Consider the following 13519-nt stretch of genomic DNA (forward strand, 5'->3'; position numbering starts at 1 on the left):
TAGCTGGCGGCCAGCCGGAGTTGGCGACGAGGTGAACCGGGCGGTAACAGTGCAGTTCAGGCGGTGTTGCGCGACCACTTCTGCCACGCCAGCACCGCCAGTGTCGCGGCGATCGACGTGCCTGCCGCGATGCCCCAGTGGTGCGGGAGCAAGGGGCTGCTGCCGAAGAACTGGCTGACACCGGGCAGCTGCACCAGACCGAACAGCACCACCAGCGAACCCGCTCCCGCGGCGAGGACCAGCGGCGTGCGGCCCCGCACCGCCAGGGTCTGCGCCAACTGCGCGGAGACCAGCGCGACCAGTCCGGTGGTACGGGCTTGTGCGGCGGTGGACAGCGGTCGGGCGAGCAGCCACGCGAGTCCGGCTGCGCCGGCCGTGGCCGCGGCGCGGGCGTAGACGTCGCGCGCCAGCGCCGTGCCGAGCGAAGCCTCCGGCCCCTCGGCGAGCAGCTTCTCCGGGGTGGCGTGCGGCGGTGGTCGTACCGCGATCGCGATCGCGGGCATGATGTCGGTGAGCATGTTGACCACCAGCAGCTGGCGGGCGTTGAGCCCGGCCGCGGGGCTGATCAGTCCGGTGCTCAGCGCGTAGCCGATCTCGCCGAGATTGCCGCCCAGCAGGATCGACAGCGCGTCGCGCACCGACGTCCACATCCCGCGGCCTTCGACGATGCCATCGGTCAACGTCTCGATGCGGTCCTCGGCGACGACCAGGTCTGCGGCCTCGCGCGCGGCCGGGGTGGCCCGGGAGCCGAACGCGATCCCCACCTGGGCCAGGTTGATCGCCGGGACGTCGTTGGCGCCGTCGCCGGTCATCGCCACCACCCGGCCGCAGGCCCGCATCTGGCGCACGATACGCGCCTTCTGCGCGGGGCTGACCCGGGCGAACACCGAGATCTTCGGCAGCTCGCCGGTCAGCTGCTCGTCGTCGAGCTGGTCCAGCTCCGCGCCGGTGAGCACCCGCTTCTCGCCGAGCATGCCGAGTTCGGCGGCGATGGCTTCGGCGGTGCTGGGGTGATCACCAGTGATCATGATCACGTCGACGCCCGAGCGGCTCAGCTGCGAGACGGCCTCGGCGGCGGCTGGGTGCACCGGATCGGCCAGCCCCAGCAGGCCGACGAACTCCAGGTCGTCCACATCGGACTCTGTGAGCTCGGTGGCGGCGGGCGCAGCGCGTTCGGCCACCGCCAGCAGCCGGTAGCCGTCCATCGCCAGCCGCTCGACCTCGCTCTCGACGTCCGCCCGCGCTTCGGCGTCGAACACCTCGGTGCCCTCCGGACGCCGCCAGCGGACGCACCGGTCGAGCACGACCTCCGGGGCGCCCTTGACCGACATCAGGCCGTCGATGCGCGCCGCGTGGAAACCTCGCGACGGCTCGAAAGGCAGCTCTGCGAGCACGGTTCCGTCCGCCGCTACGCCAGCGGCGCGCGCCCCGTCGAGCACCGCCTGGTCGGTGAGGTGGGGGAGCGGGTGCTCGTCGTTCTGCCGGGGCGTGGCCCGCACACCGGCGGCCACGACTTCCCGGTGCTGCTCGTCGAGGTCCGCTGTGGACTGACTGCTTCGGCCATCGGAGACCTGCCCGAGCGCGATCCGGCCCTGGGTGAGGGTGCCGGTCTTGTCGAAGCACAGCGCATCGACCCGGCCCAGCGCCTCGATCGTGGCGGGACTGCGCACGAGCACGCCGCGTCCGGCCAGGCGGCGGGCTGCGGCGAGCTCGGCGAGCGTCGCGACGAAGGGCACCCCTTCGGGGACGGCGGCCACCGCGAGCCCCACGGAACGGGCGACGGTCCGGCCCAGCGGCACACCGCGCAGCAGGTCGGCGACGAACAGCACGCCGCCCGCGCCGATGGAGATCGGCAGGATCTTCTTCGTCAGCTCGCCCAGTCGGGCTTCGACGCCGTTGCCGGTCTCCGGTGCGCTGGTCTGCGCCGTTCGCCCGAGCTCGGTGTGCGTGCCGACCGCGACGACGACGGCGGTGCCGGTCCCGCTGGCGACGGCCGTTCCCTGGTAGAGCATGCAGGTGCGGTCGGCGACCTCGGGCGCGGTGCTGACCGCGATGTCCTTGACGACCAGCTGCGATTCGCCGGTGAGGCTGGACTCGTCGACTTCCAGGCTGTCCACGGACAACAGGCGGCAGTCGGCCGGTACTCCGTCGCCGGATCGCAGCTCGATGACGTCGCCGGGCACGAGCTGGTCGGCCGGGACCACGTCGACGGTGCCCTCGCGCTTGCGCCGCGCGGGCATCTGCCCGGCGTCGAGCAGCCGGGTCAGCTCCCGGTCGGTGGCGACCCGCTGGATGCCGTCGACCAGCGCACTGGCTAGCAGCACTCCGACGATCAGAGCAGCGTCGATCACCGACCCCAGCCCGGCGGAGATGACCGCCCCGGCCCCGAGCACCGGCGTGATCGGAGTGATCAGGCCTTCCACGGTCGCCCGGGTCACTCCGGTCTGGACGCGACCGCGGTCGCGGTGCTGGCGCCGGCCGGCGGCGATCGATTCGCTCAGCCCCCGTTCTGAGCTGGCCAATGTGGACAGTGCCGCATCCGGCGGCATGGCGTGCCAGGGCGTTCGCTCCTGCGGGACCGGGGTAGGGCGGTTGGCTGCGCACATCCCCGCCCAGGTGCCGGTGAGCAGGGCTGTCAGGGTCGCCGCTCGCACCGGCATGGAAGCGCGCGCCGGCGCGCCGAGAGCTGGGCCGAATGCGGCGAACAGCGCTCCCAGGCAGGATCCGGCGACCGACAGCAGCACCGCGTTGCGGCTGGCGGAGCGGGCGTTCTCGGCGGCGGCCAACAGCAGGTGGACGACATCGGCCCGCGGGCACAGGACATCGGCACCCCACGGGGTGTGGTCCGTTGTGGACAGTCCGAGACCGACGTCCGCAGCCGACAACGCGGCGTTGGCCCGAGAGGAGACCACCGCGACCACCGCGCCGTCGGCCTGCAGCTCCCGCACCGAGCTGGCCAGCCGGTTTCCCCCGGCCACGACCTGGTCCAGCGGGAGCCGGTGGTCCAGGTGGCTGCCGACTCCGGCCACCACCGCCGTCCCGTTCGCCCGTGCCGTCTCGACCAGCGCTTCGGCGAGCGGATCGAGTTCCTCGACGACGTTGGCCAGGGCCACGACATCGCCGTGGTGCCGCAGCACCACCGCCGCACCGCGCGCGGATGCTTCCGCAGCGGCTCCGCGAGCAGCGTCCGGGAGGTGTTCCGGCGCCGGACCGGTCGACCAGTCGCCGAGGACCTGCTCAGCTGTCGGGTCCTGCGGATCGATGAGCTGGCTCGCACGGGCGAATAGCTCCGCGGCGTCGGCCTCGGTGTCCAGCGGGACCACGGCATCCAGCGCGCGACGGCCGGTGAGCAGCACCGGGGCGTCGAACACGACGGTGTCGACGCGGTCGAGGCGGCGTAGCGCGCCGGGCTCCAGGACGAGCCCACCGCGTGCTGAGACCGCGGTGGTGAGGTGGGTGGCGAAGGCCTCGCGCCCGGCCTTGGCCGGACGCGGCACCCCGGCCGCCAGCATGGCCAGCGCGCGCTGCGGGTTGCGCGAGGCTGTGAGCACGGTGCCGTAACCAGCCAGCGCTGCCCCGCCGGAGACGCTCGCGACCCGCTCGACAGGTCCGCCCGGAACCGGTTGTGGACGCGGCTCGACGACCACCGGATCGCAGCGGTGCACCGAACCCCGTTCCCACTCGAACCAGGCTTGCTGCCGGGCGATCGTCTCCCGCGAGGCGCAGAATCGGCCGCACAAGTGGGTGAACACGCCGAGCGGGCTCCGGGACAACCCGTGCGAGACGGAACCGCCGAGCGCGAGCAAATTGTCCGCCTTTGCGCGGCCGAGCTTGCGCTCCAGACCGCTGCGCATCCACGGCACGGAGTCGACCAGCGACACCACGGTCGGGAACAGCGGCGGCACGGTGCGCACCGGCAGCAGCGCGGCCGCTGTGGAGTAGCCGAGCCCGGCCAGGCTGATGACCAGCGCCGCCGCGTCGCGGAGCACCGGCTCGGTGTTGGCGGGGTGGGCGGTGCTGCGTGGGGACATCGCCGCGTCGTCAAGGCCGTGCTCGCGCTCAATCTCGGAGATCAGGTGCGACAACGCCGCGATGTCCACGACGTCCGGATCGTGTTCGACAACCACGCGTCCGAGCACGCCGTTGACCTCGGCGCTGCGCACACCCTCGACGGCGCCGACCCTGGCTTCGACTGCGCGTGCGGTGGCCTCGGAGCCGGGCTCGTGCATGCCGCGGATCTCCAGGTGGCTGCGGCGTCTACCGGCCCACACCCGTCGGCCGGCGGGAGCGGCCGCCTTGGTGCGGGCAGCGTGCAGTACCAGTTCGGCGACTTCGGCTGCTTTGGCGAGCAGCCAGCCCAGTGGCATCGGGGTTCCCTCGTGATCAGGCCTCGCTGCCCTCCTTGTGCACGCTGCGCTGGACGAGTGCGTTCCCGATGCCGATCGCCGCTGCCACCGGCCATTCGATGACGCTGAAGGCAGCGGCTGCGGTCAACCCGCCGTAGAACAGCAGCTGGTCCGCCGAGGGCAGCTGGCCGCGCACGGTGTCGACCGCGGCCGAGACGTCCTTGCCGCCGGGGAGCGGGATCTTGGCGGTGTGCAGCTCCGCCGTCACGTAGGGCACGGGGATCGTCGGACCGGCTTGGCCGCCCTTGCTGGCGGGCTGGCGACGGGTGCGGTGCGTGGTGCTGGAACTCGTCGTGCTGGACATCTGGACAACCCCCTTGACACACCCGCGACCAAGCGTTGTCGCGGCCTCGTACGCGATCCCGTAGCAATGGGGGTACCCCGTTGGACTCCCAGGAATCACGCGGAGGCCAGTTTTCCAGCAGCGGTCACTTCGCGCAGGGCCAGCCGGTAGCGGCGTGCGATCAGCTCCACCACGGCCGGGTGGTCGCCGATCGGCTCGGCCACTCCGGCCACCAGGTCATCGCCCGCTGCCACGCCGCTTCGAATCCGGTGGTGCGGGTGTCGACGTAGTCGTCGTCCGCCCAGCCGTCGACGACCGCGATGTGCACCAGGCCCAGCACCAGCGCCAGATCGGTGCTGGGCGCGGGCTGCAGCCGCAGCGCGGCGCCCACCAGGTTCGGCGTTATCACCAGCAGGAACTTCTCGGCCGCGGTGAACGGCAGGCCGATCTCCGGTGACATGAACAGCACCAGCACCGACCAGATGTTTCACACGGAGAAACCGATGTGCTCCGAGACGATCGAGAAGAACAGGTTCCGCCGCGCCACGCGCTCGCCTGTGGACTCCTAGAACTGCTCGTCCTCGGGGTTCCACCCCTCGATCCAGCGGCCCCGGCCGGCGGGCGTTCTCGCGGTCAACCCGGCTCCTTCCGTCGGTTGGACCGAACGTAGGAACCAGGTGTTTCACCAGGACGCGTTCCGCGTTACCGCGCCGCAAACCCGCCCTCACGAACCTGGACCGGAGCGGTGTGAGCTGCTACATGGTGGGCGATGGCGTGGCGGTCCGGGGATTCGTGGGACCGTGTGGGCGTGGTGCAACGAGGCATGGACGACTGGCAGCAGGCCCGAGAGCTGTTCGGCGGAGCGCGCCGGATCACCGCCTTGACCGGGGCCGGGGTGTCGACGTCGTCGGGCATCCCCGACTTCCGCGGGCCCAACGGGCTGTGGACCAAGAACCCCGCGGCCCAGCGCCTCAGCGACATCGACAGCTACGTCGCCGACCCGCAGGTCCGCGAGCAGGCCTGGCGCAGCCGCGCCGAGCACCCGGCCTGGAAGGCCGAGCCCAGTGCGGCGCACCGCGCTTTCGTCGACCTCGACCGTTCGGAGCGGCTCCGCTCGTTGCTGACCCAGAACATCGACGAGCTGCACCAGCGCGCCGGCTTGGCCCGGGATCGAGTGCTGGAGCTGCACGGCACGATCCACCGGACGGTGTGCCTGGACTGCGGTGCGACCGGTCAGATGAGCGCAGCGCTGGAGCGGGTGGCCGCGGGGGAGTCCGATCCGCCGTGCCGTTCCTGCGGCGGCATCCTGAAGTCGGCCACCGTCTCCTTCGGGCAGCCCCTGGATCCCGGTGTGATCCGGGAGGCGCAGCGGGCCGCGCTGGACTGCGACCTGTTCCTCGCTGCGGGCACTTCGCTGACGGTCCACCCGGCGGCGGGTCTCGCCGAGCTGGCCGTCAAGGCCGGCGCCACGCTGATCATCTGCAACGCCGAGCCGACGCCCTACGACGAGCTGGCCGCCGCGGTCTTGCGAGATCCGCTGGACGAGGTGCTGCCGGACCTGGTCGCCGCTCCGCTCAGCGAGCCGACCCGCCCGCTGCACACCTGGGGCGACCCGAGCACCTGGTCCTGATCATCCCGTTTGCGCCTCGTCGTCCCATTCGTTGGGAATTTTGTGACCCATGTGGTCGATGTTGCGCATGTCGTGATTGAGATCAATGGTGCGATCGGGACGAAAGTGGCAGGATCCGGAGTCGTCGTGTGACTCCATTCGGCCCAAGTAATGGCCGCCGAATGGGCGTATCAGCGGAGGTGACGGTCATGCCGGGAAGTCGTGGTGTGCGTGGGGCCGCCGCTATCACGCTGCTCGTCGCCATAGGCCTGGCCACGCCGGGTGTCGGTTCGGCCGTGCCGGCGCCACCGCCGAACCCCAGCGACGCCGAGATCCAGGCCGGTCGCGCCAAGTCGCAGCAGGTGGCCGGGCAGGTCGGCGAGCTGGCGAACCAGCTGGCCGAGGCGGAGTCCAAGCTGATCGACCTGCAGGCGCAGGTCGAGGTCAAGATGGAGGACGCGAACAAGGCGCGCGTCGACCTGGCCCGGGCCGAGGGCGCCTACGACGACGCCCGCCGCGTCGCGGACGCGGCCAGGGTCGCCTCCGACGTCGCCGGCCAGCGGATCGATCAGCAGCGCCAGCGCCTGGACCGGTTCGTGGCGGGCAGCTACCGGCAGGGCAGCCAGGTCGGTTCGGCCACCGCGTTCGTCGGTTCCAAGAACCCTCAGGACGTGCTCGACCGCGCGCTGTTCCTGGACGTGATCAGCAAGTCCGAGCTCGACGTCATGGACGACCTCGAGCGCGCCCGCGTGGAGAAGGTCAACAAGGACTCGCTGGCCCGGGCTGCGCTCGAGGCGGCCGAAGCCAAGCAGCAAGCTGCCGGCGAAGCACGCCGCGCGGCAGAGTCCGCCCAGCAGGCAGCGGTCGCGGCCCAGAACACCCAGGCCGACCAGGCGCGGCAGCTGGAATCGGACAAGTCCGGCGTCGAGGCGCAGCTGGCCGAGGCCCGCTCGCACGTGTCCGGCCTGGAGCAGCGGCGCGGTCAGTACGAGGACTGGCTGGACGAGAAGCAGCGCGAGGAGGCGGCCGCCGCGCAAGCCGCTGCTCAGGCTGCAGCCCAGGCTGCGTCGCAGTCGACGGGCTCCCGGGTCCCTGTGCAGCAGTCGGCGCCGGCACCCAGCGGCCGGTCGGTCGAGGTCGTGATCAGCCGGGCGTTGTCCCAGCTGGGCGTGCAGTACGCCTGGGGCGGCGGCAACTCGCGCGGGGCGACGCGGGGTATCCGCGACGGGGGAGTGGCCGACTCCTACGGTGACTACGCCAAGACCGGCTTCGACTGCTCGGGGCTGATGCTCTACGCGTTCGCTGGCGCGGGCGTCCAGCTCGACCACTACAGCGGCTACCAGTACCAGTCCGGGCGCCGGGTGCCGCTGTCGCAGATGCGCCGCGGCGACATGCTGTTCTGGCAGAGCAGCGGCAGCATCCACCACGTCGCCCTCTACCTCGGCAACGGCCGGATGGTGGAAGCCCCGTACTCGGGTTCCCGGGTCCGCGTGACCTCGGTCCGCTACGGCGGCATCGCCCCGTACGCGGTCCGCATGCTCTGACCCACCAGCTCCAGCGCCCCTGCCGCATCCTGTGCGGCAGGGGCGCAGTCCTGTTCGGAGGACTGGGTGGAGCGGGGAAGTGGGCGGCTGGAAGCATTGCGGTGTGGCGGAATTCGCGGCAGTGGTGCTGGCCGGTGGTCGGGCGCGTCGACTCGGCGGGGTGGACAAGGTCCTGCTGCCCATCGGCGGGCGCACTTTGCTGAACCGCACGCTGGACGCGGTGGCCGAGGCTGACCCGCTGGTCGTGGTCGGCCCGCCGCGCACCACGGCTCGGACGGTGCGCTGGACCGCGGAAGAACCGCCGGACGGCGGTCCGCTCGCGGGCCTCCGGGCCGGCCTGGCGCAACTCCCGGCGGAAACGCGCACGGTCGCAGTCCTCGCCGGAGACCACCCGTACCTGACGACGGCCACGATCGCCCGACTGCTCACCGCTCTGCGTGAAACACCCGAGTCCGCTGGAGCGGTGCTCGTCGATGCGCAGGACCGTCCACAATGGCTGGTGGGGGTGTGGGACATGGGCGCGCTGCGCGAGGCGATGCCCGCCGACGTCCACAACCGCCCGCTCCGCGCTGTTCTCGCCCCGCTCACGCCGGTGCGCATCCCGGCGATCGAGTCCGAAGCATCCGATGTGGATACGCCGGACGACCTCCGCAACGCCCGCACCGCGCAGGGGTAGTGGTTTTCGACCGACTTGTTCGGTTGAAAACGCCACATCTAGTCAACATGCTCGATATGTTCAGTGCTGAGTGAAACTAATCCTCGATCCGGCGGCTTTACCGGGGTCACACCGCGACTGAGGTTGGGTGGGCTCGGGGTAGTGCCCCCTCGGCGTTGCGCAGTGGGGGCGTGCCAGGATCTTGAGCGGCTGGGTAGGCCGGACCGACGACAGGAGGCTGGGAGAATTGACCGAGGCCGGCAACGGTGAGAGCGGGGGCGCCGCGCGTCCGGCGGACCAGGTGAGCACCCCGGCGCGCGATGCGCAGCTGCTGGAACGCACCGTGTTCGAGGTCAAGCGGGTGATCGTCGGCCAGGACCGGCTCGTGGAGCGGGTGCTGACCGGATTGCTGGCCAAGGGCCACATCCTGCTGGAAGGCGTGCCCGGCGTGGCCAAGACCCTCGCGGTCGAGACCTTCGCGCGGGTCGTCGGCGGCAGCTTCTCGCGACTTCAGTTCACCCCCGACCTGGTGCCCGCGGACATCCTCGGCACCCGCATCTACCGGCAGGGCAGCGAGCGCTTCGACGTCGAGCTCGGTCCGGTGCTGGCCAACTTCGTGCTGGCCGACGAGATCAACCGAGCTCCGGCGAAGGTCCAGTCGGCGCTGCTGGAGGTGATGGCCGAGCGGCACGTCTCCATCGGCGGCGAGAGCTACCCGATGCCCGCCCCGTTCCTGGTGCTGGCCACCCAGAACCCGATCGAGAACGAGGGCGTCTACCCGCTGCCGGAGGCGCAGCGCGACCGGTTCCTGTTCAAGCTCCCGGTGGAGTACCCCACCGCGGAGGAGGAGCGCGAGATCATCTACCGGATGGGCGTCGCGGCTCCGGAGCCGAACCCGGTGCTCAACCCGGACGAGCTGATCCGGCTGCAGAAGGTCGCCGCCTCGGTGTTCGTGCACCACGCGCTGGTCGACTACGTGGTGCGCTTGGTGGTGGCCACTCGGCTGCCCAACGACCACGGGCTGTCCGACATCGCGAGTTGGGTCTCCTACGGTGCCTCGCCGCGTGCCAGCTTGGGCATCATCGCCGCCTCGCGTGCCCTGGCGCTGGTGCGCGGGCGCGACTACGTGCTGCCGCAGGACGTGGTGGACGTGGTTCCGGACGTGCTGCGGCACCGGCTGGTGCTGTCCTACGACGCGCTGGCCGACGGCATCCCGGTGGAGCACATCGTCAACCGGGTGCTGCAGACCGTGCCGCTGCCGCAGGTCTCGGCCCGTCCGCAGGGCGGTCCGCCCGCGCCCGCGCCGGTCGGCGGCCCTGGCGGTTACGCGCAGCCGCCGCACGCGCCCAACCCGCACCAGTGAGGGGCGAGGGCGTGTCGGCAACCGATCAACAGCCGGATGGGGACCGCCCGAACTGGGCGCCCCCGTCCCTGGACACCGGCCGGTTGGAAGCCGCGCTGCGGTCGCTGGAGCTGAGCGTGCGGGGCCGGTTGGACGGCCTGCTGCAGGGCAACCACCTCGGCCTGGTGCCCGGTCCGGGCACCGAGCCGGGGGAGGCGCGGGTCTACCAGCCCGGCGACGACGTGCGGCGGATGGACTGGGCGGTCACCGCCCGCATGTCCGAGCCGCACATCCGGCAGACGGTCGCCGACCGGGAGCTGGAGACCTGGGTCGCGATGGATCTCTCGCCGAGTCTGGACTTCGGTTCGGCGGCCTGCGAGAAGCGTGAACTGGCCGTCGCCGCCCTGGCCGCGGTGGTGTTCTTGACCAGCGGTGGCGGCAACCGGATCGGTGCCGTTCTGGACAACGGCACCGGCCCGGTGCGGGTGCCCGCACGCGGCGGCGCTGCGCACGCGCGGTCGTTGCTGCGAAAAGCTGCCGGAACGCCGCGCGCGGAAGAAGGAACGCGCGGTGATCTCAGCGGGTTGCTGGAGTCCCTGCGGCGTCCGCCGCGGCGGCGCGGGTTAGCGGTGGTGGTCTCGGACTTCCTGGGCCCGACGGACTGGCAGCGCGCGCTGCGAGGCTTGGGCGCCCGGCACTCGCTGCTGGCCATCGAGGTGCTGGACCCGCGCGATGTGGAGTTGCCCGACGTGGGCACGGTGCTGCTGTCGGACCCGGAAACCGGCAAGCAGCGTGAGGTGCACACCAGTCCTGTGCTGCGCAAGGAGTTCGCCGCGGCTGCCGCGGCGCACCGCGAGGAGGTGGCGGCGGTGCTGCGCCGCGCCGGTTGCGCGCACTTGGTGTTGCGGACGGATTCGGACTGGATCGCCGACGTCGTGCGGTTCGTGGTGGCCCGCAAGCGCGGTTGGTCCGGAGGAGCAGCTTGATGTTGAGTTTGTCGGGATTCACCGCGCCGTGGTGGTTCCTGCTGCTGTTGGTGGTCGCCGCGCTGGTCGGCGGCTACGTGTGGGCGATGCGGAAGCGCCGCCAGGACACGATCCGGTTCAGCAACCTGGAGGTGCTGGACCGGGTGGCGGCCAAGCGCCAGGGCTGGTGGAAGCACGTGCCGCCAGCGCTGCTGGGCGTGGCACTGATCATGCTCACCGTCGCGCTGATGGGACCCACCGCTGAGCAGCGCATTCCGCGCAACCGGGCCACGGTGATGCTGACCATCGACGTGTCGTTGTCGATGAAGGCCACCGACGTCGAGCCTAGCCGGCTGGAGGCGGCGAAGGTCGCGGCCAAGGAGTTCGCCGACAAGCTCACCCCGGGCATCAACCTGGGGCTGGTGTCCTTCGCGGGCACTGCGACCGTGCTGGTGATGCCCACGACCGACCGGACCGGCGTCAAGCAGGCCATCGACAGCCTGAAGCTGGCCGAGGCCACCGCCACCGGTGACGGGATCAACGCCTCGATGCAGGCGATCGACTCGTTCGGCAAGATGGTCGGCGGTCCGGCCGGGGCGCCGCCTGCGCGGATCGTGCTGATGGCTGACGGCGGTCAGACCATCCCGCGCGACATGGACGCCCCGCGCGGCGCCTATACGAAGGCGAAGGAAGCGCGGCAGGCCGGCGTGCCGATCTCCACGATCTCCTTCGGCACCAGGCACGGCAGCATCGAGATCCAGGGCCAGCAGGAGCTGGTCGAGGTCGACGACGAGGCCATGCAGGAGATCGCGAAGCTCTCCGGCGGCGAGTTCCACAAGGCGGCCAGCGCCGAGCAGCTCCGCGAGGTCTACGACACGCTGGGCGAGCAGATCGGCTACGAGACCAAGCACACCGATGCAAGCAAGCCATGGCTGGTGCTGGGCACGCTGACCGCGATCGTCGCGGCCGGAATCTCGATGTTCACCGGGCGCCGGCTCCCGTGAGGAAGTGTTGGCGCACCGTTGCGCAGCTGGTCACCTAGCGGATCACCGGCTCCGGGATCCTGACCGGGCACGCGAGGCTCGGGAGGCGATCGGGAGTGGCGCAGGTGGGAACGGGTTTTCTGCGGGAGTTCGTCAAGTCGCCGACCACGACCGCTGCGGTCGGGCCCAGTTCGCGGGCGCTCGCCGAGCAGATGGTGGCGCCGATCCCGCACCGCGGTGACCCGGTGGTGGTTGAGCTCGGGCCGGGAACCGGGGCGTTCACCGAGGTGATCCAGCATCGCCTCGGTGGGCGCGGACACCACCTGGCGTTGGAGCTCAACTCGAGTTGGGCCGCGCAGCTGGGGGAGCGGTTCCCCGGTGCGGAGTCGGTGTGCGCCGACGCCCGGGAGCTTCCGGAGCTGTTGCGGGAGCGTGGGCTGCGCGCCGATGTCGTCGTCAGCGGGTTGCCGTGGGTGGCGCACGCGCCGGTCGACGGGGTGCCGCTGATCCGGTTGGTCGCCGAATCGCTGGTGCCGGGCGGTGCGTTCACGCAGTTCGCCTACACCTGGACGCGGTGGGCGCCACCGGCTCGCCGCCAGCTGGCGGATCTGCGCGCGGAGTTCGAGGAGACGGTGATCAGCCGGACCGTGTGGCGCAACCTGCCGCCGGCGGTGGCCTACCTGGCTCGGCGGCCACGTCGATCGTGACCTGATCGCGGCGGTGCTACGTTCCAGTGGTGTCGTCGGATGCGGTGGTAACCGGCCTCCGCGAGCTTCCGCTGCTGGTCGAGCTGGGCACGGCGCTGCTGTTCTCCAGCTTGATCGGGTTGGAGCGGGAGGTCCGCGCCAAGAGCGCCGGGATGCGCACGCACGCCCTGGTCGGGGTCGGTGCGGCGCTGTTCATGCTGGTGTCGAAGTACGGTTTCGGCGATCTGCTGGCGTTCGACCGGGTGTCGTTCGACCCATCGCGGGTGGCCGCGCAGATCGTCTCCGGCATCGGGTTCATCGGCGGTGGGCTGATCTTCGTGCGCCGCGACGCGGTGCGCGGTCTGACCACGGCGGCCACGGTGTGGGTGGTGGCCGCCGTGGGGATGGCCTGTGGCAGCGGTCTGGTGGTGTTGGCCGCCGCGACCACGGCGGTGCACTTCCTGGTGGTGCTGGGCTACCCGTGGTTGTTGCGGATGCTGCGCAGGTCGCTGCGGGAACCGCAGGTGATGCGGATCGGCTACCTCGACGGCTTCGGGGTTCTGCGCAGCGTGCTGACCCTGTGCACCAGCCGCGGCTGGGCGGTGATGGACCTCGAGGTGGAGCGCGAGGACACCGACGACGAACAGCAGCGCACCGCCGTCGTCGCCCTGCGCCTGCGAGGAAAAGCACCGGCCGCAGCACTGGTCGAAGAGATCAGCGCACTCCCGGGCGTCCTGCACGCCGCCGTCGGCGAAGCGATCGAACCGGGCTTCTAAAGCGCACCTGCGGTGCGGGGTGCCGTGATTTCCATGGAAATCGGCCGTGCGATTTCATTGAGGTTTTTCCAGGCTCGGTTTGCGTGGCGGTGCGGGTGGCGGAACCTCAGACGCCGCCTGGCTGCGGGATCCCGTTTTTATGTATGCCAATACATGGCAAACGGGACTGGCCTCGCCGCGCGGTCTGCTGGATCGCTTCCTCGCGCTGGGCACGCGGCACGAGGCAGGCGGCTTCTTCGCCGGCATGGACAAGCCCTGGCCCCGGATGGA

The 13519-nt window shown here is 71.2% G+C and carries 10 protein-coding genes and 1 pseudogene; 8 read left to right on the top strand and 3 right to left on the bottom strand.

Annotated elements, in window-relative coordinates; all coding sequences use genetic code 11:
- Window positions 1-56 precede the first annotated feature (56 nt).
- The 3 genes and pseudogenes from ACWCO2_RS13275 to ACWCO2_RS13285 all read right to left on the bottom strand — a co-directional run.
- Entirely contained in the window at window positions 57-4367 is a 4311-nt protein-coding gene (locus ACWCO2_RS13275; RefSeq protein ID WP_450127987.1) for an HAD-IC family P-type ATPase, read from the bottom strand.
- Window positions 4368-4383: 16 nt separating this feature from the next.
- Window positions 4384-4710, bottom strand: a complete 327-nt coding sequence (locus ACWCO2_RS13280) for a hypothetical protein (protein ID WP_450127988.1) — start codon at window positions 4708-4710, stop codon at window positions 4384-4386.
- Window positions 4711-5059: 349 nt separating this feature from the next.
- Window positions 5060-5326, bottom strand: a pseudogene (locus ACWCO2_RS13285) (MFS transporter); the annotation flags it as partial.
- 186 nt (window positions 5327-5512) lie between these two features.
- Here ACWCO2_RS13285 and ACWCO2_RS13290 point away from each other — a divergent pair.
- The 8 genes from ACWCO2_RS13290 to ACWCO2_RS13325 all read left to right on the top strand — a co-directional run bounded on the left by ACWCO2_RS13290 (window position 5513) and on the right by ACWCO2_RS13325 (window position 13249).
- A complete protein-coding gene (locus ACWCO2_RS13290) occupies window positions 5513-6319 on the top strand; it encodes an SIR2 family NAD-dependent protein deacylase (protein ID WP_450128000.1) in 807 nt (268 codons plus the stop codon).
- 188 nt (window positions 6320-6507) lie between these two features.
- Window positions 6508-7842 carry an NlpC/P60 family protein gene (locus ACWCO2_RS13295; RefSeq protein ID WP_450127989.1) on the top strand — a complete coding sequence of 445 codons (1335 nt, stop codon included), beginning with the start codon at window positions 6508-6510 and terminating at the stop codon, window positions 7840-7842.
- Window positions 7843-7945: 103 nt separating this feature from the next.
- Window positions 7946-8518, top strand: a complete 573-nt coding sequence (gene mobA / locus ACWCO2_RS13300; RefSeq protein ID WP_450127990.1) for a molybdenum cofactor guanylyltransferase — start codon at window positions 7946-7948, stop codon at window positions 8516-8518.
- A 226-nt stretch (window positions 8519-8744) separates the two neighbouring features.
- Entirely contained in the window at window positions 8745-9860 is a 1116-nt protein-coding gene (locus ACWCO2_RS13305) for an AAA family ATPase (RefSeq protein ID WP_450127991.1), read from the top strand.
- A gap of 11 nt (window positions 9861-9871) precedes the next feature.
- Window positions 9872-10825 carry a DUF58 domain-containing protein gene (locus tag ACWCO2_RS13310; RefSeq protein WP_450127992.1) on the top strand — a complete coding sequence of 318 codons (954 nt, stop codon included), beginning with the start codon at window positions 9872-9874 and terminating at the stop codon, window positions 10823-10825.
- A gap of 2 nt (window positions 10826-10827) precedes the next feature.
- Window positions 10828-11808: a VWA domain-containing protein gene (locus ACWCO2_RS13315; RefSeq protein WP_450128001.1), complete on the top strand. Its 981-nt coding sequence runs from the start codon at window positions 10828-10830 to the stop codon at window positions 11806-11808.
- Between the two features lie 104 nt (window positions 11809-11912).
- On the top strand, window positions 11913-12494 hold the full coding sequence (locus ACWCO2_RS13320; protein WP_450127993.1) for a class I SAM-dependent methyltransferase: 582 nt from the start codon (window positions 11913-11915) through the stop codon (window positions 12492-12494).
- 29 nt (window positions 12495-12523) lie between these two features.
- A complete protein-coding gene (locus tag ACWCO2_RS13325) occupies window positions 12524-13249 on the top strand; it encodes an MgtC/SapB family protein (RefSeq protein ID WP_450127994.1) in 726 nt (241 codons plus the stop codon).
- Window positions 13250-13519: the final 270 nt, after the last annotated feature.

This window comes from Saccharopolyspora sp. NPDC002376 (genome assembly GCF_053593195.1).